The following is a 22,228-nucleotide window of genomic DNA, read 5'->3' on the forward strand; positions in this document are numbered from 1 at the left end:
TTGAAAACCAAGGACGGCAACGGCCGCGTCGCCGCGCACGAGATCATGATCGGCACCCCGGCGATCCGCAACCTGATCCGCGAGAACAAGGTCGCGCAGATGTATTCGTCGATCCAGACCGGCGGCAACCTCGGCATGCAGACGCTCGACCAGAACCTGCAGGATCTGGTCAAGCGCAATGTCATTTCCGCCGGCGTGGCGCGCAACGCGGCGCAGAACAAAGACGCATTTTTGGGTTGAGGGCTGAACGATGAACGCCGAAAAAACCGTCCACGACCTGCTGCGCCTGATGCTGACGAAGAATGCATCCGACCTCTTCATCACTGCCGGCTTTCCGCCCGCCATCAAGATCGACGGCAAGATCACCCCGGTGTCGAACCAAAGCCTGACCCCCGCGCACACCAGCGAACTGGCGCGCGCCATCATGAACGAGAAGCAGTGGAAGGATTTCGAGGCCACCAACGAATCCAACTTCGCCATCAGCCCGCCCGAGATCGGCCGTTTCCGCGTCAACGTCTTCGTGCAGCAGGGGCGCATCGGCGTCGTGATGCGGACCATCAACACCAGGATTCCGAAGATGGAGGACCTCAACCTGCCGCCGATCCTGCGCGACGTCGCGATGATCAAGCGCGGCCTGGTGATCTTCGTCGGCGGCACCGGCACCGGCAAATCGACCTCGCTGGCGGCGATGGTGGGCTACCGCAACGAGAACGCCGCCGACCACATCATCACGGTCGAAGACCCGATCGAATACGTGCACGAGCACCGGAAATCCATCATCACCCAGCGCGAAGTCGGCATCGACACCGACAACTGGTTCTCGGCGCTGAAGAACACCCTGCGGCAGGCGCCCGACGTCATCCTGATCGGCGAAATCCGCGACCGCGACACCATGGAGTACGCCATCGCCTTCGCCGAAACCGGCCACCTGTGCCTGTCGACCCTGCACGCCAACAGCGCCAACCAGGCGCTCGACCGCATCATCAACTTCTTCCCCGAGGAAAAGCGCGACCAGCTGCTGATGGATTTGTCGCTGAACCTCAAGTCCTTCATCTCGCAGCGCCTGATCCCCAGGAAGGGCAACACCGGCCGCGTCGCCGCGGTGGAAATCCTGCTGAACTCACCGCTGATCGCCGACCTGATCTTCAAGGGCCATGTCCACGAGATCAAGGAAATCATGGCGAAGTCGCGCGAACTGGGGATGCAGACCTTCGACCAGGCGCTGTTCGACCTCTACGAAGCGGGGATGATTTCCTACGAGGATGCGCTCAGGAACGCCGACAGCCTCAACGACCTGCGCCTGAAGATCAAACTGCACGGCCAGGAATCGAAGGGGCGGGACATGATGGCGGGGCTGGATCACCTGGATATTGTCTGACCGACACGCACCATGCAAAACGGGGTGCCTAGGCACCCCGTTTTTGTTTGACACACAGGCTATAGCTTGCCGAGCAGATTCACGAACCACCCCTGGCTGCGGTAATCCAGGTTGGTGAGATCGTCCGAAAAATCAGTGAAGTTGTAGCCCACGCCCACCTTGACGTGTTGATTGATGTGGCGATACACCCCGACCAATGCGCCGGAGCGGGCGTCGCCCGCCGCCTCGGCGTCGAGATAGCGCAGTTCGCCGATGGCGTCCCATTCGTGCACCACGTGCCAGTCGAGCCGCACGATGCCGAGCCAGGCGCGGCTGTCGAACCACGGGCTGCCGGCGACGCTGGTGTCGCGCAGTTCACCGAAGCGGTAGCCGAGTTTGCCGCCCACCGAGAGCTTGGGCACCAGATCGTAGATCGCGTCCACCGACAGCACATGGCTGCGCTGCTCGAAGGTGCTGGCACCGCCGGAGGCGGAGAGCTGGCCGGGGCTCGGCAGGTCGGCAAGGTAGGTGTACTTGAACAACGCATTTAACTTGTCGTTCAGCACCGGACGATAGCCCAGGCCCAGCACCACCTCGGTGAAATCGGCGTCGGTGGTGCTGCCTGTGCCGGCGTCGCTGACGGCGAAGTTGAACTTGCCCAGCACGCGCCAGTCGGGCGTGGTCTGGTAGCCCAGCGTGTTCTTCATCAGCCAGCTGTCGCGCTCGCCGGTGAGGTTGCCGTCTTCGGTGCGGTATTCGATTACGCCGGCGTACTTGATGCGCTCGAACTGATAGCCCGCCGAGAGCGACACCGCCGTGCGGTCGAGGTCGCCGGTCGCGGGATCGGAGGTGATGCCTTTTTCAAAGCGCGCGCCCCAGTTCCAGCGGTCGTTGGCGGCGAGATCCAGGCCGAAGGCGTGGATGAGGCCGGACGGGCCGTTGTCCGCCGTTTGATAGCGTTCTTCGGCGTACACCGAAAGGCTGTCGCTAACCCGCGATTTCATGCCGGCGGTGAGGTTGCCGACGCGGCCACGATAGCCGGTGTCGCTGCGGTCAGGGTCGAGCAGATAGTTGAGGTAGACGCTGTTGCGGTCACTCAGACGAACATCCGCACCCACTTTGCCGCCCACGCCGCCGTCGCCGTCGCTGACTTCACCGATGAGCTTGACGCGGTCGTTGATCTGCACGTGGCCGCCGACGCCGAGCCGGTCGTTGTCGCGGCGGGTGCCGTCGTGCTGCGCCGTGCCCTGCACCAGGCCATACACTTCCCAGCGGCCCGGGTCGCCTTGTTCGGTGACCGGATGCCAGGCCAGCTTGGCGGCGACGTCGGTGCGTGCGCCGGTTTCCGCCAGGATCGCGGACGCGCCCGCCGCCAGCGCGGTGTCGCGGTCGTCGTGACGCACGCCTACGCTGGCCGACAGGCTGGGCGTCAGCGCGTAAGTGGCGTCGATTTCCGCCGACTGCGACGCGCCCGACAGGCTGCCGTCCTTGAAGTCGGCGCGGGCCAGGAGTTCGAGCTTGTCGGTTGCCTGTACCTTCATCTGCACGCCGGTCTGATCGATGCCTTCATTGGTGAGCTGGCCCGGTGCCGAATAGCCGTCGTCGCGCTTCAACCAGTAGGCGCTGACGCTGCCCGGGCGCGTGGCACCGAGTTCGGCGAGATCGAGCACGCCTTCGACGCGATGCGCCTGCGCGTCGATGCCGGCGGTGGTGGTTTGCGCCACCGTGCCAAAATCAAAGCCGCCGTTTTGCGAGCTGAGCGCGCCGTTGCCGGGGCCGTCGGAACGGGCGGTTTCGAGTTTGAGCCAGGTGCCCGGCGCATAGCGCAGGGTGAGATCGCCGCCCAGGAGTTTCTGCTCGGTGCCGGTGCCGTCCTGTTTGTAGCCGGTAACACCCACTTTCACCTGATCGGTGATCCAGTGGCTGGCGCGGCCGCCCAGGGTGAGGTTGTCCGCCGCCGACACGCCGGGGGTGTATTCGTAGCCCGCCACCAGATAGACGGGGTGGCCGCTCAGGCTGCCGCTCATCACCAGCGTGCCGGCGCTTGCCGTGGCTGGCAGCGGCGTGCGCAAGACCACCCGGCCCTGAATGCTGTTGAGCTCGTAATCCTGCCCGGCGACCAGCGTGGTCGACTGGAGCACGATGCCGGAATCCTTGTCACGGATTTCCACCCGCAGGCGCTCGGAGCCCGCCAGGATGTCCTGATGACGCAGGTAGTAGAGCGAGCCGCCGGTGCCCCGGAATTCCTCGATCGACGCCAGCGTGCCGGGGTCGGCCGCGAACAGCTCGGCCTCGGTACGCCGCTCGCCGAAAGCGGTGGCCACCGGTGCCTGATAACGCGCCTGCGCGCCGTACAGGCCACGACTGTAGTTCACCAGATCGGTGCCGGTGAGTCTGGTCTGGAAGCTGCCCCACAGCACGTGCGAATCGCCGCGCTGCAACTTGACGTAAAACTTGCCCTGCGTGGGCGCGTCTTCCACCAGCGTCGAGTCGTCGCCGTATACCGGGTAGTAGGCGTTGGGGTCGAGCCGGCGCAAGAGATAACGCGGATCCTTGCTGTTGAAATGAGAAAACAGGTCTTCGAGGGGCTGCTCGCGCGTGTCGGCGCTGGCGGTCAAAAGCGTTTCGCCCTTGATCTTGCCCTTGAGGTAAAACGCCAGCCGGCCATCGACGTAGACCTCTTCGTCGTAGCGTTTGCTGTCGTCGCCGGTGACGAGTTTGGCCGGGCCCTTGACGTTGTTCTGCCCCAGGGTGAGGTCGGCCAGCGCAACGTAAAACCAGTCGTTGTGCGGAATATAGAGATGGCGGTTGAACTCGGCACGCTGGCCGGACGGCGCTTCGGTCGCCACCTCGACCACATGATTGCCTGCGGGCAGAATCTGCCGCACCGCAAATTTGCCGTGGGCGTCCACCGGCACGCTGCGACCCAGCACGGTGACATGGCTGCCGGGTGCGAGCTTCTCGCCGTTGACCGTGACCGCACCCCCTGAAACCGGGATGGTGTGCAAACCACGATGGTTTTCGCCGTAGCCGATCAGGTCTTCGCGCGCGGGTTTGTCCTCGTCGCCGAGCGGGCGTTTCGCGTCGAGTAGCTTGAGCAGTTTGGGATAGGTTTCATCAAACCGCCCCTGCGTGTCGTACACGCGAATCAGGTATTGCACGGCATCGCGATCTTTGGGCACCTGCCACTCGACCGGCGTATCGACGTGCGGGTCGAGCGCAATCACCGCCAGCGGCGTTTTCTGTGTCGAAGCGTCGGCGGCAAAAATACGCACCTCGGCTTTTTTGATGAACGCGGCATAGTTGCTGTAAGGCGTGAAGCGCACGGTTTCGCCGCGCACTGCGCCGTCGGGATGCACGGTGAGATTCAGCACCGGCGTGGTTTCCAGTCCGTCGAAACGCACCTGGATGTCCGCTTTTTCCAGCGCAATATCGGTGCAGCGCGTGGTGTCGGCGGTGTTGGGCACGTCGCCGGCGTCCAGCGGTTCGCCGTCGACCGAGATGCGGAACGGCAGGCCAGCGTCACCGCCCGACTGATCCTTGCACGGCAGCGCGGGCGCGGGCGTGGGGGCCGCCACGGGGACGGTTTCGGTTTTTGTGCCTGCCGGCTGGTCGTACCAGATTTCGATTTCGACGCGGCGGTTGGGCGCAAGGCAGGCCTTGTAGTCGGCCATGTCCTGCGTGTTGCCCGCGTAGGCGCGGCGGGGCTCGCACGACTTCACCGGCTGGGTATCGCCCCGGCCGCGCGTGTCCATGGAGACGCTCGCCATGCCGGCTTGCGTTTTGAGAAACGCGGCCACTTCGGCTGCACGCGCTTCGGACAGGCCCTGGTTGTTGCCGTAGCGCTGCTTTGCTTCCGGCGTCATGCGCTGCACGTCAGCGTGGCCGGTGAGGCGCATCCGCAGCCCGGGTTTGCCGGCCAGACGCTGCGCCAGGGTGACCAGAATCTGGCGTTCCGCGCCGCTCAGGAGATCGCGCCCGGAGGGAAACTGCGGCAGCGTGGTGGGCGCGTCTTCGGCACGGGTCTCGAATACCGTCACCTCGCGGGTTTCGGCTTTGGCTACCGGCGCGCTCAGCACCACCACTTCGTCTGGCCGGCGGTATTCGACGCTGGGCGGGGTGTGGCCTGCTTCCCGTGTGAAGACGAGGCTGTTTTGCCAGGTTTTGCCGGGTTGCGCCGGTGCCGGGCAACCCGATTCCGACTCGCAGCGTGTGCGGTCTTCCGCGCCGGCAGGCGTGCCGCACAGGGCGGCGATGAGGCTGGCCAGTACGGTATGTTTCACGGGCAGTTTATTCATGATTATTTGCCCTCCTTGTTGGCCTTGGCGGCAGGCAAGAAGAGTTCTTCCTCGATCAACAGCGTGTGGCAACAGGCCTTGTCTTTCCACGTGCGCTGGAGTTGCTGGCTGACGGCGGCGAGACGCTCGCGCGCAAGTGCCTCACCGTCGGCACCGGCCTTGTAGCCGAGGCGCAGGACTGACGGACGGGCTTTCAGCTTGTCCGGCAACGCAGCGAGTTGCTTCGTCCAGGCGGGTTTCAGCGTGGTTTTGCCCGCTTCGAACGCGGCATCGCTCATGTCCACCCGCACCACCTTGTGGATCGTCGCGCCGAAGTTCAGCTTGCTCAGCTTGCCGCGCGTGATCCGCACGTCACGCGGGTTTTCGGTGGTGACGCGATAGCCGGTCGGCAAGGTACGCTCGTCCAGCTTCATGATGAAATTGCTGCCGCGATCGGCATCGGGAATCGCCGCGCACGCCACGTGGAAGCGGCCTTCGGCGTCGGTGGTCACCAGCCAGCCGCGCGCGGTGGCAAGGCGCACGTTGGCAATGCCGGGCTCGCCGTCGTCCTGGTAGCCGTTGGCGTTCCGGTCGTCGAACACCTTCCCGATGAGGTCGGAACAGTCGAACACGGCATCCGGAATCACGCGTACGGTGGCGGTGGCCACGCTCGACACTGCGGCATTGGCCAGGTTGTTGAAGGCTTGCGCCGAGTTGACGTATTCGCCCGGCTGCACGCCCGCCCCCACCACCAGCAGGAGCTTGATGGTGCGCGTGGCGTTGGCCGCCAGCGTCTGGTTGGTCCAGGTGAGTTCGCGGCCATTGATCGCGGGCTCGGTCGGCACGCCGTTGATCGTTGCGCTACCCGGTTTGTACTTGAAGCCCGGCGGCACGGTGTCGCGGATGTCGATGTTGGTGAGAGTGGCCGCCAGCGTGTTGCGCGCGGTGATCGTGTACGGCACCAGCTGGCCGACGCTCACATTCACCAGCGGCGTGGTTTTGGTGAGCGCAATGGCCCCGCCCAGAATCGGGTCGAGCGGAATGTGGTTGTTGACCACGTTGCTCGAACTGGTGCCGGGCACGCCGGTGAGCGTCAGCGCAAAACTGGTGTAGTACACCGTGGGGTCGGCACCATTCGGCGCGCCGGGCTGGGCCTGGATTGCATCGGTGCCGCCGTTGCCCGGCACGTAGGGGCCGGCAGTCGGTGGAATGATCGTCGAGTCTGGCGGCAAGTAACCGCCCGGCTGCCCCACTTGCAGCGTGTAGGTACCGGTGCCGGGGCAGCCCGGGGGGGCGGGGTTCAGCAGCAGGAACTGGTACATGCCGGACGGGCCGGTCGTCTGCGTGTTCACGCCGCCGACCAGACACGATCCCGGCACCGCCGCGCCGCCACTTAACAGCGTGACCTGCGCGCCGGAAATCGGCGTGCGCGTGATCGAGTCGTACACCACGCCGGACGGATCGAGCGGCAGGTTCTGCGCCAGCGTCGTGACGCCCGGTGCCAGTTGCAGTCCGGTGATGATGCCGTTCTGGATGGTGCCGTTGCGCGCGGGTGTGGGGTCGCTCGACTGCGCGAGACCGTAGATGGCCCCGCTAACGGGTTCGCGGAAACGCAGGCTGTATTCGGTCGCCGCATTGCCCGGGGTGGAGGGGAAAAGCCCACCGAGGGTGTAGTTGCCGCTGGCGTCGGTCACCGCGCTGCCCACCACGGTGCCGGCGCTGTTCAGCACTTCGACGATAAAGCCCTGCACCTGGGTGGTGGCCAGCGGATCGTCGTTGACCCGGTTGTGGTTGGCATCCAGATACACAGTGCCACTCACCGACGACAGGCTGCCGGCGGCAAAGCTCACCGGCGTCGGGTCGTTTTCACCTGGCTCGCTGGCGTCGCCGTTGGCGTTGGGGTCGGGGTTGACGCCGTTGTCCGACAGATCCGTGGCGATCACCGTGCCGCCGGGCGTCTGCGCCGTGGTGGCCGTAGCCTGGTTGTTCTGCGTCGCGGCGGGCAGCGGATTGCTGCCAAAGTCGATCTGCACCGTGAACGTGAGCGTGCACTGCTCGCCGGGTTGCAGGTTCTGGTTGCCCGCGAGCAAAGTGTTGACGCCGCTGCCGGTAAACGCCGGATTGGCGTTGAGCACGGTGCCGGTACACGCGGACACGGCGACCGGGGGGGCGATCGTCCGCGTCACCGCCGTGGGGAAGGTGGCCACCACATCGTCCGTCACCTGCACATTGGTCGCCGTTACGCTGGCGCTGACGTTGCGCACGATGATCGTGTAGGGGACGCGATACTGCTTCGCGCCGGTCTGCACGATGCCGGATACCGACTTGGCCACGCCGATGGCCTGCGCTGCCAGACTCACCGGAGTGGGTGAGCTGTCGTCGTTGGGCGTGCCGTTGCCATTGGGGTCGGGGTTGCTGCCGTCCACACTGTCGTCCTGCACCGTGCCGCCGCCGGGCGGTGAGGCGGTGGACACCGCGCTGTTTTCAAACGGGCCGGGGGTGGTCGGGAAGAAACGCACGGTGAAGCTGATTTGCGCGCTGGACGCCGACGCGCCGAAGTTGGGCAGGCTGCTCGACGCGGGATTCAGCAGGTTCGTACCCGAACCGTTGCCGGTAAACACACCGGGGGCCACGGCGGCGAGCGACGCGCCGTTGGTTTGTGCGCCCACGGTGGGCCCGCTGGTGATCGTATAGTGTCCGGCGGCAGGAATCGCGCTGGCGGTGTAGGTGCCGAACTGCGGCAGGGCACCGGCCAGCGTGTCGCTGACCTGCACGCTGGCGAGCGGCGTCTGGCCGGCGTTGCGTACCGTCAGGGTAAACGGCACGGTGTAGGTGCCGTCGCCGTTATTGACCACCGCGCCGGCGGATTTGGCCAGACCGATGCGCGGCACCGGTACCGGTGTGGGATCGTTCTCGCCCGCCTCGCCCGCGTTGCCGTTGCTGTTGGGGTCGGGGCTTGTCCCGTCGTCCGACAGGTCGTTGACGGGTGAGCCGCTGTAGTCGCCGGTGCCGCTGGCCTGCGCCTGATTGGTGTAGGTGAGCGCCGCACCGGGGTTGAAGCGGTAGACGAAATCGAGGGTGCAGACGGCGGCGGGTGCCATGGCCGAGATCGTCGCCACGGCGAGATTGCCGCTGTGGCCGGTGAACCCGCCCACGGTGGCACCGTTGGCGCAGGCTCCCGAGAAGGCCGGCGCGGTTTGCACGGTGTACTGGCCGCTGGCGAGCACTGCTGCCGCGCCGCCGGGCACGAAACCGCCGAACTGGCCGCCCGCCGCCGTGGAGAGCGGATCGGTCACCGACACGGTATTGAGCGGTTCGTTGCCGACGTTGCTGACGACGAGGCGCACCGGCACCAGCAGACTACCGTCCGGCTGCACCGAAACTTGGGTGTTCACGCGCTTGGCAATGCCGATAGCCGCGTTGAATGCGGGCAGAACCGGTGTGGGGTCGTTTTCGCCGGCCTCGTTGGCCTGGTTGTCGTTATCGGGATCGGGGTTGCTGCCGTTGTCCGACAGATCCTGGAGTTGCGGGTTGGTCGCCGAGGTCTGGCCGGACAACGCGCCCGTGCCATTCACAACGGCCTGGTTATCGTAGCGGCCGCCCGACGGCAACAGCGGCGGCAGCGGATTGGTCGGCCGCACGCGCAGCGCCAGGTCCACCGTACACGTTCCCCCGGCGGCGAGGCTAAATCCGCTGGCGACTGTGGTGCTGGCACTGCCGTTGTACGTGGCATTGAGTCCGGAACACGACCCCGCCGGCGCAGCCAGCAGGGTGTATTCGCCCGGATTGAGCGCGTCAGCAGCCGGGTTGCCCAGCGTAACCTGCGTGCCAAAGCGCGGCGTGCCCCCCGCCAGCGTGTCGGTAATGACGATGCTGTTCAGCGCTTCCAGGCTGAAATTTTCGACCAGCAGGCGGAAGGTGACGTTGAAGCTGCCATCCGGATTGACCGTCGGCCCGGCGTTCACGGCCTTGGCGATACCGATGCGCGCCTGCGGCACCTCGGCGAAGGTGTAGCCGGTGGCGGCGGTGTTCGCCGGCAGGGCAATCGCGGAAATCACATCATTGACCGAAGCATTGCCGCCCACCGTGCCGGCGGTGTCGATGCCATCCACGAGATACGCTTCGCTGACCGCACCTTCGCTGAGGGTGTACGTACCTTCGGGCAAATTGGCAAAGCTGTAGTTGCCGCTGGCGTCGGTGGTGGCGGTCCGGCTGATGGCTGCGCCGTCAAAGCTCGTACCTGTGAGCGTCAGCGTGATGCCGGCGATGCCGGTATCCCCCGCCGTGACCAGACCATCGTTGTTGAAATCGCGGAACACGCGACCGGCCAGCGACGACGCATTGACCGACACGCTGCCGCTGTTGCTGTTGTTGCCGGCATTGATGTCCAGCGACGAAGTCGCCACCGAGGCCGTGTTGTTGAAATTCTGCGGGGTGCTGCTGACGGCGACGATCTGTACCGGCACCGTGATGTCCACCTCGCCACCGCTGCTCACCGTGCCCAGGGTACAGGTGAAGGCGACGCTGCCCGCGTTGCCGCTGCACGTGGTGGACGTGGTGGTGCCGGCAATGATGGCCACCGTAGGGGTGCCCGTCAGCTGCATGTTGGTGGGCAGCGTGTCGGAGACGACAACGTTGTCGGCCTCGGCAAGCCCTGCGCCCACGTTGTTGCGCACCTTGACGACAAAATTGAAATCGTCACGCAGGTTGACCGGGTTGGCCGACGCAATCTTGCTCACCACCTGCATGTCCGCCTTGGTGCGCACCGTGGTGGTTTCGTTGACGGTGTTGTTGGCCGCGTTGGTGTCGAACCCCAGGGCGGCTTCGTCAGAGGTGAGGCTCACCGAGTTGGTGTCCACGCCCTTGATTTCGCCGCGCAGGGTGACAGTGAAACTCGCCGTCTGTCCCGACGCCAGGCGCGGCACCTGGCACACCAGCGTGCCGCCGGTGCTGTTCACCGCCGGCACGGTGCCGCAACTGCCGCCCGCCGGCACGGTGTGGGACTGGTAGCTCAGGCGGGTGGGCGGCAGGCTCTCGGTGATCTGCACGTTTTCCGCCACCGACGGGCCCTGGTTGCGCGCGGTGACGGTGTAAACCGTGTTGTCGCCGGCGGCAACGGGATCAACGCTGTCAGTCTTGTTGATGAGGAGATCGAGCGCAGGATTCAGCACCGCAGTATTGACGCTGGCGCTGTTGTTGCCGGCGTCGGTTTCTGTCGTGCTGGTGGCCACGCTCACGTTGTTGGTCAGCGTGCTGCCCCGGGTGGCGGTGTTGGGTTGCACCACGATGGTGAGCGTGCGCTGCGCGCCGTTGTTGATCGTGCCGAAGTTACAGACGATCTGGTCGTTGCCCGGGCCAGTGGTACTGTTGGCCGTTGGTGTCGTGCTGCACGACCCCGCCGACGGCGTGGCGGACACGAACGTGACATTGGCCGGCAGGGTGTCGGTGACGGTGACGTTGCCCGCATCCGACAAGCCATTGGCGATATTTGTCGCCGTCACCACGTAGGTGACGTTCTGCCCGGCCGGTACCGAGGCGGGATTGGCGTTTTTGCTGACGGTGACGTCTGCACGCGGGGTCACGGTGCTGGTCACGCTCGCGGTGCGGTCGGCGGCGTCCGGATCGGCGGTGTTGGCCGACACCACGCTGACGGTGTTGGTGCGGCTGCCGCCGTTGCCGCCGGGGCGCACCTGCACCGTCACCACCGGGCAATCGACGCCGGCGGTACACACCGGCAGGCTGGCAAAGGCGCAATTCAGGTTGCGCGTGGTGCCGCCGCTGGCCGACGACGTGCAGCTTGCCCCCGTGGCCACCCCCGCGTTGAGGCTTTCGCCCACGTAACCCGCGCCGGTCGGCCCGGTGCTGCTGTTGATGAGGCTGGTGAGGCTGTCGGCCAGTGACACCGTGGTGGCAGCCTGCGGGCCCGCGTTGACGATTTCGAGCGTGTAGGTCAGCACGTCGCCAGCCGCCACAGTGCCGGGCGACACCGATTTCAGTACCGACAGATCGGCCGAATCGCCGGGCACGCTGCTGGTCACCGGCGCAGTCGTCGTGTCGTTGCCAGGGTTGTTGTCGGGCAGGTTCGCATCGGGCGAACTCACGCTCATGCTGTTCACAAGGCTGCCGGTACCCGATGCGGTGGCGTTGAGCGTAACGACAGGGGTAGTGGCGTTGGCCGCCAGCGGGGCACCCGCCGTGTATACGCGGGTGCAGGTAATGCTCGCCGGCCCGGCGACGGGTGCAGCAGGCAGGCAGCTCCAGCCGTTAAGCGTGTAGCTGTTGGCGGTGACACCGGCCGGCAGGCTGTCGGTCATCGTCAGCGTGCCGAAGAACGCAGCAGTACCAATATTGGTAGCGCTGATCGTGTAGTCGTACGGCACACCGGTCACCACCAGCGCGGGGCTGGGTGCAGACTTGTTGGCGCGCAAATCGACGGTGGCGGCCTGAATGGTGGCGGCCGTGTCGCTCGCGCTGTTGTTGGCCGGGTTGGGGTCAGACGGGCCCGCCGCGCTGATCGTGGCTGTGTTGACGACGCCTGCACCCGCGCCGCTTGCGGTGGCCGGAATAACGACGTTGCCTAGCGACACAGCGTTGCCCGCACCGCTGCCCGCAGGCTTGGTGCAGGTGACGGTCTGCCCCGACACACCGCAAGTCCAGCCGTTCTGCGGGCTGGCCACGGCACCCACCGTGTAGTTGGCGGGCAGGGTATCGGTGATCGTAAGCGTGTTGGGTGAATCGCCGCTGTAGCTCGGCGTGAGGGTGAAATTCACCGCCTGCCCGACGATGAGCGTGCCCGCAGGCGCACGCGATTTGGTCAGGCGCACGTCGCTGCCGGCCGTTACCGTGGTGTTGAACACCGCCGTGTTGTTGGTGCTGACCGGGTCGGCAGGCGTGCCCGCCGCCGCAATGCTGCCAGCCGGCGTGAGCGTGGAACCTGACGCCGCTGCAATCTGGCCGGTGAACACCCGCGTGGTCGAACCGCCGTTGGCCAGCGCCGCCACCGTGCAGGAATAGGTTGAACCCGCCAGTGTGCAACCACCGGGCGGCGTCACCCCGACGAGGCCGGTGGGCACGGGAAACGACAGGGTCTGGCCGGGCGAGGTGTCCGGGCCGTTGTTCAACACCGTGAAGGTGTACGACACCGTGCTGCCGGATTGCGCGCTGGCCGGGCCCGCCAGGCTCAAGGCAATGTCCGCGCCCGCGTTCACCGTGGTCGATTCGTTATCGACGTTATTGTTCACGTCGTCGTCGCCCGCTGCCGGTACGCTTGCCCCCAGGATCACCGAACCCGACACGCTGGTACGCAGGGTGACGTTCACCGTGGCGCTATCGCTGCCACCGCCGGCTTCGCTCAGTGCCGGTACCGTGCAAGTTACCGGGCCGCTGCCACTGCAACTCATGCCAGTGGCGCTGATAAAGCTCGTCGTCGCCGGAATCGACAAGATGAGGGAAGTCGATGCTGCGGCGCTGTTGCCGTTGTTGCTGACAGAGACCACGTAGACCACGTTGCCGCCGGCTATCACCGGGTCGAAACCTGTGTCGCTGTTGTTCACCACCCAGTCCACGCCGGCCCAGGCGGCAGGGGCCATCAACAGGCTGGCTGCGGCTACGAGGCGCACGCACCCGCTACGCACGGCACGAAGGCTCGGCAAAGTCATGAATCGCATACGGTAATCCCTTAGCAAGATCTTATTGTTGGGTGCTGCCGACCTGCCACGCGGGCACGTCGGCAGCCGCCCGCACCGGAGTATAAGGTCGCTGGGCGGCGCGCAGTTGATAAAGAATTGTTAAGTTTGGGGAATAACGGTAGTGGCGGGTGGCACTGTGGGGCCGCCGCAACACAGGAAGCGCAGGATCAGGCCGGGGCAGGCCGGGGCTTTGCCCGCATCGACCCCGCAATCAGCCTGTACTGCAAAAACCGCGTCTCGATCTGGCCGTTGAAGAGCGGAATGCGGCGGCTGGCCTTCAGGCCCATCAACTTGGGCAGTAGCGGATCGCCGGAGATGATCCACGCGTCCCAGCCGGCGAAGTTCTGTTTCAGCCAGTCACCCAGCAACGGGTACCAGTCGGCGAGATCGTCGGCGTCGCCGATGCGTTCGCCGTAGGGCGGGTTGGTGATGAGGGTGCCGACGGGGGTGGGCGGCTTGAGGTCGAGCGCGTCGGAGACCCTGAGCTCGATGGCGTCGGCGTAGCCGGCGGCCGCGAGGTTGTTGCGCGCCTTGTCGAGCACCCAGCGGTCCTGGTCGGCGCCGAAGAGCGGCAGGGATTTCAGCGGTTTTTCCTTCGCTTTTTCCTCGGCCCGGATGCGCTGCCACAGCGCGGCGTCAAAGTTGCGGTAGTGCTCGAAGGCAAAGTGACGGGCGCGACCGGGCGCGCGGTTGAGCGCCATGTCCGCCGCTTCGAGCAGGATGGTGCCGGCGCCGCACATCGGATCGAGCAGCGGCGTGCCGGGCTCCCAGCCGGACAGCAGCAGCAGTCCGGCGGCGAGGTTTTCCTTGATCGACGCCGCGCTCGCCTCGCGCTTGAAGCCGCGCTTGAAGAGGGGCTCGCCCGAGGTGTCGAGGTAGAAAGTGACCGCGTCCGGGGTGAAGAAGGCATACACCGGCACGTCGGGCGCTTCGGTGTCGACGCTCGGGCGTTCGCGGGTTTCCTCGCGGAAGCGGTCGCAGATGGCGTCCTTGATCTTCAGCGTGATGAAGTTGAGGCTTTTCAGCGGCGCGTTCTGCGCGCCGACCTTCACCGCGATGGTCTTCTTGACGTCGAACCAGGCGGGCCAGTCGAGGTCGAGCGCGGCGCGGTAGATGTGCTCTTCCTTGCGGTAGCGGGTGTAGCCGACCTTGCGCAGGATGCGGGTGGCGATGCGCGAAGTGAGGTTGGCGCGCATTTCGGCCGCCGCGTCGGCCATGAACAGCACGCCGGCGGGCACCTGGCGCACCACCTGCGCGCCGGCGGCCGCGAGTTCGGCTTCCAGCAGGGCCTCCAGCCCGCGCGGGCAGGTGGCGAAGTGGCTGGCTGGCGGCAGCGCCTCGCGTTCCGGACGGACGGGATGCGGCGTTTTGTTACGGCGGGATTCGGGCTTCAAAAAACACTTTCAGAAAATTTTATCCGCGCGCGACGGCGAATCTTCGCGGACAATGATTTAAAACGGCTTCAGCACCACCAGCAGCACCACGGCCAGCAGCGCAATCACCGGAATTTCATTGAACCAGCGGAACCAGGTGTGCGATTTCCGGTTCTGTCTGGCTTCAAACTGCCGCAGCAGGTTTTTGCATACATGGTGATAGCCGACCAGTCCGGCGACCAGCGCGAGCTTCGCCCACAGCCAGCCCATCGTCGGCAGCCAGTACGCCAGCCACAGCCAGATGCCGGTGGCGAGCGCGAGCCACATGATGGGGGTGACAAACCGATACAATTTGCGCGCCATCAGCAGCAGGCGGTCGTAGGCGGCGTCGTTGGATTCCATCGCCAGATTGACGAAGATGCGCGGCAGGTAGAACAACCCGGCGAACCAGCTCACCACCATCACGATATGAAACGACTTCAGCCACAGCATGGATAGACAAGCCTTTTTGAAGAAATGGACGCCAAGTCCGCTGACCCTGATTTTACTGGGTTTGATCGCGTACCTGTGGTTTCGCCCGCCGGCCGACGTCAGCGAGGAGAACCGCCCCGCCCCGCCCTGGCAGGTCACCCTGCCCGATGGCCGGGCGCTGGACAGCGATTCCCTCCGGGGCAAGGTCGTGCTGGTGAACTTCTGGGCGACCTGGTGCCCGTATTGCCGCAAGGAAAAGCCGGTGATCGACCGTTTCTGGCGGGACTACCGGGAAAGGGGCTTCGAGGTCGTCTCGATCAGCGTCGACGACCCGCCGGAAAAAATCGCCGTCTGGATGCGGGACAAGGAATACGCCTTCATGGCTGCGCCGACCAATGCCTCGGTCGCCCACGCATTCGGCAGCGTGAAAAGCGTGCCGACCTCGTTCATCGTCGACACCGAGGGCCGCATACGCCACAAGATTGCCGGACAGGTGCATTATCCTCGGCTGGAAAAACTGGTCACCCCGCTGCTGAACCCGGCCACGCAACCCGGAAACCGATGATGGACGCCCGCCTCAACGAACTTGAAGCCAAGCTTGCGTTTGCCGAAGACATGATCGAGACGCTCAACCAGACGGTGATTCGCCAGCAGGGGCAGCTCGATTTGCTGCAGCAACAGCTTCGCCTGCTGCACCAGCAATTGCAGGCTGCGCTGCCGGACGAGGCGCGCAACCTGCGCGACGAAATCCCGCCGCACTATTGAGGCTAAACCGCGATCTTCACCACCACCTTGCGGATCGAGCCCGTGCCGACCAGCGGCGCGTGGGCATCGTCGGGGAAAAACAGGCAGAACGCGCCCGGCGGCGTGGCAATCCAGCTGGCGGGCGCGTCGTTGAAAAAACGGATGTCGCGCCCGGCATCGTAATCCGTTGCCGGGTCCAGGCACTCGGCGACCGGCTTCCAGCCCATCTCGTCGACGCCTTCCAGCACCAGCTGGATATCGATGTAGCGGCGATGGCACTCCAGTTTCGCCTCCGCCCGCGTGCGACCGGCACACGCCTCGACGATGGCGAAAAGCTGTTCACCCTGTATGCCGTGCTTGCCGGGCGCGAGCGTTGCGAGATCGGTATTGCGCAGAAAATCAAAGGCGCGCGCAAACAGCGGATGCAAAGTGAGGTAGCGGTCAGCCTCGGCCAGATTTGCCAGAATCATTGCGTGCTCAGCGGCTGATCGGCTTGTAGCGGATGCGTTTCGGCTTGGCCCCTTCTTCGCCTAGCCGCTTCTTCTTGTCGGCCTCGTATTCCTGGTAGTTGCCGGGGAAGAACGTCACCTGCGAGTCGCCTTCGAAGGCGAGGATGTGGGTGGCGATGCGGTCGAGGAACCAGCGGTCATGCGAGATCACCAGCACGCAGCCGGCGAATTCGAGCAGCGCGTCTTCCAGCGCACGCAGGGTTTCCACGTCGAGGTCGTTCGAGGGTTCGTCGAGCAGCAGCACGTTGCCGCCGGCGATCAGCGTCTTGGCCAGGTGCAGGCGCCCGCGTTCACCGCCGGACAGATTGCCGACCCGCTTCTGCTGGTCGCCGCCCTTGAAGTTGAAGCGGCCGAGGTAGGCACGCGACGGCGTTTCGTAACGGCCGACTGTGAGGATGTCGCGGCCCTCGGCGACTTCGTCGAACACGGTCTTGTCGGCGGCGAGCGCGTCGCGGCTCTGGTCGACGTAGGCGAGCTTCACCGTCTGGCCGATCTCGACTTCGCCCGAGTCGGGTTTTTCCTGGCCGGTGATCATCTTGAAGAAGGTCGACTTGCCGGCGCCGTTGGGGCCGATGATGCCGACGATGGCGCCGGGCGGCACGCTGAACGACAGGTTGTCGATCAGCAGGCGGTCGCCGAAGGATTTCGACACGTTGTGGAAGTCGGTCACCTTGTCGCCCAGCCGCTCGCCGACCGGGATGAAGATTTCCTGCGTCTCGTTGCGCTTCTGGTATTCGACCGAGTTGAGTTCCTCGAAGCGCGCCAGGCGCGCCTTCGACTTGGCCTGGCGCGCCTTGGGGTTCTGCCGCACCCATTCGAGTTCCTGCTTCATGGTCTTGATGCGGCCGGCTTCCTGCCTGGATTCGGTCTCCAGCCGCGCCTCCTTCTGTTCGAGCCAGCTGGTGTAGTTGCCCTTCCACGGGATGCCGTGGCCGCGGTCGAGTTCGAGGATCCACTCGGCGGCATTGTCGAGGAAGTAGCGGTCGTGCGTCACCGCGACCACCGTTCCCGGATAGCGCACCAGGAACTGCTCCAGCCAGTCGACTGACTCGGCGTCGAGGTGGTTGGTCGGCTCGTCGAGCAGCAGCATGTCGGGGTTGGACAGCAACAGCTGGCACAGCGCGACGCGGCGCTTCTCGCCGCCGGAGAGCTTGCCGATCACCGCGTCCCACGGCGGCAGGCGCAGCGCATCGGCGGCGATTTCCATCTGCGTGTCGAGGTCGGCACCGGCGGTGGCGAGGATCGCTTCGCACTTCGCCTGCTCCTCGGCGAGCTTGTCGAAGTCGGCGTCGGGCTCGGCGTAGGCGGCGTAGATTTCATCCAGCCGGGCCTTGGCCGAGACGATCTCGCCCAGCCCCGCTTCCACGGCCTGCCGCACCGTGTGCGCGGGGTCGAGCTGCGGCTCCTGCGGCAGGTAGCCGATGCGGATGCCCGGCATCGGGACCGCCTCGCCTTCGATGTCCTTGTCGACGCCGGCCATGATGCGGATCAGCGAGGACTTGCCGGAACCGTTGAGGCCCAGGAGGCCGATTTTCGCGCCGGGGAAAAACGAGAGCGAAATGTCCTTCAGGATCTGTCGCTTGGGCGGCACGATCTTGCCGACCCGATTGAGGGAATACACGTATTGCGCCATGAATGAATCCAGAAAAAGTTAGTTGTTGTTTGCGCCCGGGCACGCGTCAAACGCGCAGCCGTTGTCCGGGTTGCGGCTGACATAACTGCCGTCGGCACACTGCTTGACGTCCGCGGCACAGGCACCGCCTTGGTCCGGCAGCGGCGGTGGCGGCGGCGCAGGCGGCAAAGGCTTGTCCGCAGCGGGCGGCGGTGCCGGCCTGGCTGCCGGGTCTGTGCCGGCCAGGCCACATCCGCTCAGCGTGAACAGCAGCACGGCAGCAGCGAGTGCCCTCATCAAGACAGCTCCCTGTCGAGCAAGGCCTTCAGCTTGACGAAATCGAGTTCGCCCAGCTTCTGTTCGAGGATGTGACCGTTCTTGCCGATGATGAAGCTGGTCGGGGTGAGTTGCACGTTGCCGAAGGCACGCGCGTGCTCGCCGTCGACGTCGAGCGCGACCGGAAACGGCAGTTGCCGCGTCTGGACGAAATTGGTGACGTAGTTGGGCGGATCGTAGCTCATCGCCACCGCGACGATCTCGAAGCCGCGGCCCTTGTACTGGTTGTAGGTCTCGATCATGCCCGGCATTTCCTTGATGCAGCCGGGGCAGGAGGTCGCCCAGAAATTGACCAGCACCACCTTGCCACGCAGTTCATCGAGCACGATGGACTTGCCCTCCAGCGTGGTAAAGGTGGCGGCCGGCGCGCTGGATTTGTCCATCAGGGCATAGACCAGTGCGCCAGCGATGGCGAGCACGACAACGGCGACGAGAAGCGGTTTGGTGTATTTCATGGGCTTTTACCTTGTTAACGGGCAACTTGATCCTGCACCCGGGATTGATACGACCGCGCCAGCGCGACATAGTGCTCGGCCGAATAGCTGAAGTAGGCGATTTCTTCCGTGGTCAGCGCGCGTACCAGCTTGGCCGGACGGCCCAGATACAGATGGCCGGATTCGAGCACCTTGCCTTCCGGTACCAGCGAACCGGCACCCAGCAGCACGTGTTTCTGTACCACCGCACGGTCGAGAATGATGCTGCCCATGCCGATCAGGCATTCGTCCGCTATGGTGCAGGCATGCAGGATGACTGTGTGCCCCACCGTCACGCGCGCGCCGATGACGAGCGGCCCGCCCGCCGGGTTGGCCGGCGTCCTGTGCGATACGTGCAGCACGCTGTTGTCCTGGATGTTGCTCGCCTCGCCGATGCTGATCGAGTTGACGTCGCCGCGGATCACCGCGCCCGGCCACACCGAAGCATCGGCCCCGAGGCTGACCTCACCGACCACCGTGGCGCGCGGATGTACCCAGGCGCCGGTGGCAAGCGCCGGGGCAACGCCGTGATGCGGCGCCAGCGGTTGAGCATAAACCTTGTCTGTCATGGGGTTGAAAATCCGTCTACGAGCCGAAAGTATAATTCCCTTCCCCCCTCACTGCTGGTTGCCGCCATGAATACCCCGATGGGCATAAACCCCCTGCTCGACTTTTCCGGTCTGCCCCGTTTCGCCGAATTCAAACCCGAATTCGTCACTCCCGCCATCGACCAGCTGCTGGGTGAGTGCCGCGCCGCGGTGGCACGTGCCGAGTCGCCCGACACGCCGGCCGAGTGGGACGCCTTCGTCGCCCCGCTCGACGACGCCAACGAGAAACTGGGCCGCGCCTGGGGCCAGGTGTCGCATTTGCATTCGGTGATGGACTCGCCCGAACTGCGCGAGGTCTACAACGCCAACCTGCCCAAGATCACCGTGTATTACGCCGAACTGGGGCAGAACGAGGCGCTGTTCGCCAAATTCAAGGCGCTCAAGGCCAGCCCCGGCTACGCCGCACTGTCGGCACCGCGCAAGAAGATCGTCGAGAATGAGCTGCGCGACTTCCGCCTCGGCGGCGCCGAGCTGCCCGCCGACAAGAAGGTCCGCTTCATGCAGGTCCAGGAAGAGCTGGCGCAGCTGTCGGCCAAGTTCGAGGAAAACCTGCTCGACGCCACCAACGACTACCACCTCGTCATCGACGAGGCGTCCGAACTCGCCGGCATCCCCGACGACGTGCTGGCGATGATGAAGGCGGCCGCCGAAGCGGACGGCGGCCAGCTTGACCAAAATCCCGGCTGGAAGATCACGCTGCACATGCCGTCCTACCTGCCGGTGATGCAGTACGCCGACAGCCGCGAACTGCGGCAGATCCTGTACCGCGCCTATGTCACCCGTGCCTCTGAATTCGGCAAGCCCGAGCTCGACAACACCGCGCTCATCGCCAGCATTCTCAGGCTGCGGCGCGAGGCCGCGGAACTGCTCGGCTTCGCGAGCTACGCGCAGGTGTCGCTGGCCGCCAAGATGGCCGACACCCCGGCCGACGTGCTGAAGTTCCTCGACGAACTGGCCGCCCGCGCCCGCCCCTATGCGGAAAAGGATTTCGACGAGCTGAAAGCCTTCGCACGCGACGAACTGGGATACGACACGCTCGAAGCCTGGGACACTTCCTATGTCTCGGAAAAACTGAGTGTGGCGCGCTATAGTTTTTCCGACCAGGAGGTGAAGCAGTACTTCCCCGAACCGCGCGTGCTGGCCGGCCTGTTCAAACTGGTCGAAACGCTCTATGGCCTGCATATCCGCGAAGACAGCGCACCCGTGTGGCACCCGGATGTGAAGTTCTATACGCTCACCGACCATGCCGGCCAGCGCGTCGGCCAGTTCTACCTCGACCTCTACGCGCGCGCCTCCAAGCGCGGCGGCGCCTGGATGGACGACGTCATCACCCGCCGCAAGACGGCGGACGGCATCCAGACGCCGGTGGCCTACCTCAACTGCAATTTTTCCGGACCGGTCGGCGGCAAGCCTGCACTGTTCACCCACGACGAAGTCATCACCCTGTTCCACGAGACCGGCCACGGCCTGCACCATCTGCTGACGCAGATCGAGGAACTCGGCGTCTCCGGCATCAACGGCGTCGAATGGGACGCGGTCGAACTGCCGAGCCAGTTCATGGAAAATTTCTGCTGGGAATGGGACGTGCTGAAGCACATGACGGCCCACGTCGACACCGGCGAACCGCTGCCGCGCGCCCTGTTCGACAGGATGCTGGCCGCGAAGAACTTCCAGTCCGGCCTGCAGACGCTGCGCCAGATCGAGTTCGCCAGCTTCGACATGAACCTGCACGATGACTTCGATCCCAACGGCAAGCGCACTGCCCAGGACCTGATCGACGACATCCGCAAGAAGGTCGCGGTCATCGTGCCCCCGGCCTACAACCGCTTCCCCAACAACTTCTCGCACATCTTCGCGGGCGGCTACGCGGCGGGCTACTACAGCTACAAATGGGCGGAGGTGCTGTCCGCCGACGCCTATGCGCTGTTCGAGGACGAGGCCGAGGGCTACGGCGGCGTACTGAATCCCGAGGTCGGCCATCGCTTCTGGAGCGAGATTCTCGCCCAGGGCGGTGCGCGCCCGGCGCTCGAATCGTTCAAGGCCTTCCGCGGCCGTGAACCGACCATCGACGCCCTGCTGCGCCATAACGGCATGGCGTGAACGGGGGGTGAAAGCCGTGCAAGCGGCCTTCGTTTCCCCGGCCGCCCTTGGATTCCCTTCTGGATGTACGGGTAAAGCTCGGCGCCCTGATGTCCGTTAAGTCGGTTGATTACGTCTTAAGGGAGCACGGCATGAAAGCAGGATCCATCTTGATGGCGATGTGGCTGGCGGCGGCAAGTTTGTCGGCGGGCGCCACCCAGCTTTATCAATGGAAAGACGCGCAGGGCCGCACGGTATATAGCGACCAGCCGCCTCCGCCCAGCATCAAAAACGCCCAGCAAAAGGCCTTCAAGGGCAACGTCATCGAGATCGGCGAGTCCTACGACGCCAAGACTGCACGCGAGAAATACCCCGTCACGCTGTATGCCAGCGCCTGCGGCATTCCCTGCGACCAGGCACGCCAACTGCTCACCCAGCGCGGTGTCCCGTTCAGCGGCAAGGATCCGCAAGCCAGCCCCGAAGCCCAGGCCGAACTGAAAAAGCTCACCGGCCGCCTGAGCGTGCCGGTGCTCGTCGTCGGCAGCGAGCGAATCGACGGTTTCGAAGCCGGGCAGTGGCAGGCCGCGCTCGATCGCGCGGGCTATCCCAAGGCGCCCTCGGGCGGCAAACCGGAGACCGCCGCCGCACCCGCACCCGCACCGACGCCACAGCCCGCACCTGCCGCACCCCATCCCTGAGCT

14 protein-coding genes and 1 pseudogene are annotated in these 22,228 nt (G+C 65.2%); 6 read left to right on the plus strand and 9 right to left on the minus strand.

From position 1 onward, the window contains the following. Positions 1-240: pseudogene (locus ABT23_RS01365) on the plus strand (twitching motility protein PilT); the annotation flags it as partial. 10 nt (positions 241-250) lie between these two features. After that, positions 251-1,378, plus strand: coding sequence for a PilT/PilU family type 4a pilus ATPase (locus ABT23_RS01370; protein WP_296630068.1), 1,128 nt, complete (start codon positions 251-253; stop codon positions 1,376-1,378). A 59-nt stretch (positions 1,379-1,437) separates the two neighbouring features. On the opposite strand, the gene ABT23_RS01375 is transcribed toward ABT23_RS01370, so the two are convergent. The 4 genes from ABT23_RS01375 to ABT23_RS01390 form a co-directional block, all read right to left on the minus strand. Further along, the gene (locus ABT23_RS01375) at positions 1,438-5,655 is read right to left on the minus strand and encodes an OmpA family protein (RefSeq protein WP_296630071.1); all 4,218 of its coding nucleotides are present in this window, start codon (positions 5,653-5,655) and stop codon (positions 1,438-1,440) included. Positions 5,656-5,657: 2 nt separating this feature from the next. Continuing rightward, on the minus strand, positions 5,658-13,301 hold the full coding sequence (locus ABT23_RS01380; RefSeq protein WP_296630074.1) for an SdrD B-like domain-containing protein: 7,644 nt from the start codon (positions 13,299-13,301) through the stop codon (positions 5,658-5,660). Positions 13,302-13,489: 188 nt separating this feature from the next. Then, the gene (locus tag ABT23_RS01385; protein WP_296630077.1) at positions 13,490-14,716 is read right to left on the minus strand and encodes a THUMP domain-containing protein; all 1,227 of its coding nucleotides are present in this window, start codon (positions 14,714-14,716) and stop codon (positions 13,490-13,492) included. 57 nt (positions 14,717-14,773) lie between these two features. Beyond that, positions 14,774-15,187, minus strand: coding sequence for a CopD family protein (locus tag ABT23_RS01390; protein ID WP_296630081.1), 414 nt, complete (start codon positions 15,185-15,187; stop codon positions 14,774-14,776). Here ABT23_RS01390 and ABT23_RS01395 point away from each other — a divergent pair. Then, the gene (locus tag ABT23_RS01395) at positions 15,186-15,731 is read left to right on the plus strand and encodes a TlpA disulfide reductase family protein (RefSeq protein ID WP_296630083.1); all 546 of its coding nucleotides are present in this window, start codon (positions 15,186-15,188) and stop codon (positions 15,729-15,731) included. The two genes, ABT23_RS01390 and ABT23_RS01395, sit on opposite strands and share 2 nt — an antisense overlap. After that, the gene (locus tag ABT23_RS01400; protein ID WP_296630085.1) at positions 15,728-15,931 is read left to right on the plus strand and encodes a SlyX family protein; all 204 of its coding nucleotides are present in this window, start codon (positions 15,728-15,730) and stop codon (positions 15,929-15,931) included. Before ABT23_RS01395 ends, ABT23_RS01400 begins: the two co-directional genes overlap by 4 nt. Positions 15,932-15,933: 2 nt before the next feature. On the opposite strand, the gene ABT23_RS01405 is transcribed toward ABT23_RS01400, so the two are convergent. Genes ABT23_RS01405 through ABT23_RS01425 form a run of 5 tightly spaced genes read right to left on the minus strand, consistent with a single transcriptional unit; the run spans position 15,934 to position 19,409 of the window. After that, entirely contained in the window at positions 15,934-16,380 is a 447-nt protein-coding gene (locus ABT23_RS01405; RefSeq protein WP_296630088.1) for a YhcH/YjgK/YiaL family protein, read from the minus strand. 7 nt (positions 16,381-16,387) lie between these two features. Beyond that, complete coding sequence (gene ettA / locus ABT23_RS01410; protein WP_296630093.1) at positions 16,388-18,052, minus strand: energy-dependent translational throttle protein EttA; 1,665 nt, start codon at positions 18,050-18,052, stop codon at positions 16,388-16,390. Between the two features lie 18 nt (positions 18,053-18,070). After that, positions 18,071-18,328, minus strand: a complete 258-nt coding sequence (locus ABT23_RS01415) for a hypothetical protein (protein WP_296630096.1) — start codon at positions 18,326-18,328, stop codon at positions 18,071-18,073. Then, positions 18,328-18,822, minus strand: a complete 495-nt coding sequence (locus ABT23_RS01420; RefSeq protein WP_296630100.1) for a TlpA disulfide reductase family protein — start codon at positions 18,820-18,822, stop codon at positions 18,328-18,330. Before ABT23_RS01420 ends, ABT23_RS01415 begins: the two co-directional genes overlap by 1 nt. A 14-nt stretch (positions 18,823-18,836) precedes the next feature. Further along, the gene (locus tag ABT23_RS01425) at positions 18,837-19,409 is read right to left on the minus strand and encodes a gamma carbonic anhydrase family protein (protein WP_296630102.1); all 573 of its coding nucleotides are present in this window, start codon (positions 19,407-19,409) and stop codon (positions 18,837-18,839) included. A 78-nt stretch (positions 19,410-19,487) separates the two neighbouring features. On the opposite strand from ABT23_RS01425, the gene ABT23_RS01430 reads away from it, so the two are divergent. Together ABT23_RS01430 and ABT23_RS01435 are read left to right on the plus strand one after the other, a co-directional pair. Next, positions 19,488-21,548, plus strand: coding sequence for a M3 family metallopeptidase (locus ABT23_RS01430; protein ID WP_296630104.1), 2,061 nt, complete (start codon positions 19,488-19,490; stop codon positions 21,546-21,548). Positions 21,549-21,679: 131 nt separating this feature from the next. Then, positions 21,680-22,225 carry a glutaredoxin family protein gene (locus tag ABT23_RS01435; protein ID WP_296630106.1) on the plus strand — a complete coding sequence of 182 codons (546 nt, stop codon included), beginning with the start codon at positions 21,680-21,682 and terminating at the stop codon, positions 22,223-22,225. Positions 22,226-22,228: the final 3 nt, after the last annotated feature.

The organism is Thiobacillus sp. SCN 63-57 (genome assembly GCF_001725555.1).
Classification (GTDB): domain Bacteria; phylum Pseudomonadota; class Gammaproteobacteria; order Burkholderiales; family Thiobacillaceae; genus Thiobacillus.

Bases quoted from the DNA above. Each gene is read 5' to 3' on its own strand.
- ABT23_RS01420 (WP_296630100.1), bottom strand. From the start codon at position 18,822: ATGAAATACACCAAACCGCTTCTCGTCGCCGTTGTCGTGCTCGCCATC.
- ABT23_RS01390 (WP_296630081.1), bottom strand. From the start codon at position 15,187: ATGCTGTGGCTGAAGTCGTTTCATATCGTGATGGTGGTGAGCTGGTTC.
- ABT23_RS01415 (WP_296630096.1), bottom strand. From the start codon at position 18,328: ATGAGGGCACTCGCTGCTGCCGTGCTGCTGTTCACGCTGAGCGGATGT.
- ABT23_RS01380 (WP_296630074.1), bottom strand. From the start codon at position 13,301: ATGCGATTCATGACTTTGCCGAGCCTTCGTGCCGTGCGTAGCGGGTGC.
- ABT23_RS01435 (WP_296630106.1), top strand. From the start codon at position 21,680: ATGAAAGCAGGATCCATCTTGATGGCGATGTGGCTGGCGGCGGCAAGT.
- ABT23_RS01370 (WP_296630068.1), top strand. From the start codon at position 251: ATGAACGCCGAAAAAACCGTCCACGACCTGCTGCGCCTGATGCTGACG.
- ABT23_RS01405 (WP_296630088.1), bottom strand. From the start codon at position 16,380: ATGATTCTGGCAAATCTGGCCGAGGCTGACCGCTACCTCACTTTGCAT.
- ABT23_RS01395 (WP_296630083.1), top strand. From the start codon at position 15,186: ATGGATAGACAAGCCTTTTTGAAGAAATGGACGCCAAGTCCGCTGACC.
- ABT23_RS01375 (WP_296630071.1), bottom strand. From the start codon at position 5,655: ATGAATAAACTGCCCGTGAAACATACCGTACTGGCCAGCCTCATCGCC.
- ABT23_RS01430 (WP_296630104.1), top strand. From the start codon at position 19,488: ATGGGCATAAACCCCCTGCTCGACTTTTCCGGTCTGCCCCGTTTCGCC.
- ettA (WP_296630093.1), bottom strand. From the start codon at position 18,052: ATGGCGCAATACGTGTATTCCCTCAATCGGGTCGGCAAGATCGTGCCG.
- ABT23_RS01400 (WP_296630085.1), top strand. From the start codon at position 15,728: ATGATGGACGCCCGCCTCAACGAACTTGAAGCCAAGCTTGCGTTTGCC.
- ABT23_RS01425 (WP_296630102.1), bottom strand. From the start codon at position 19,409: ATGACAGACAAGGTTTATGCTCAACCGCTGGCGCCGCATCACGGCGTT.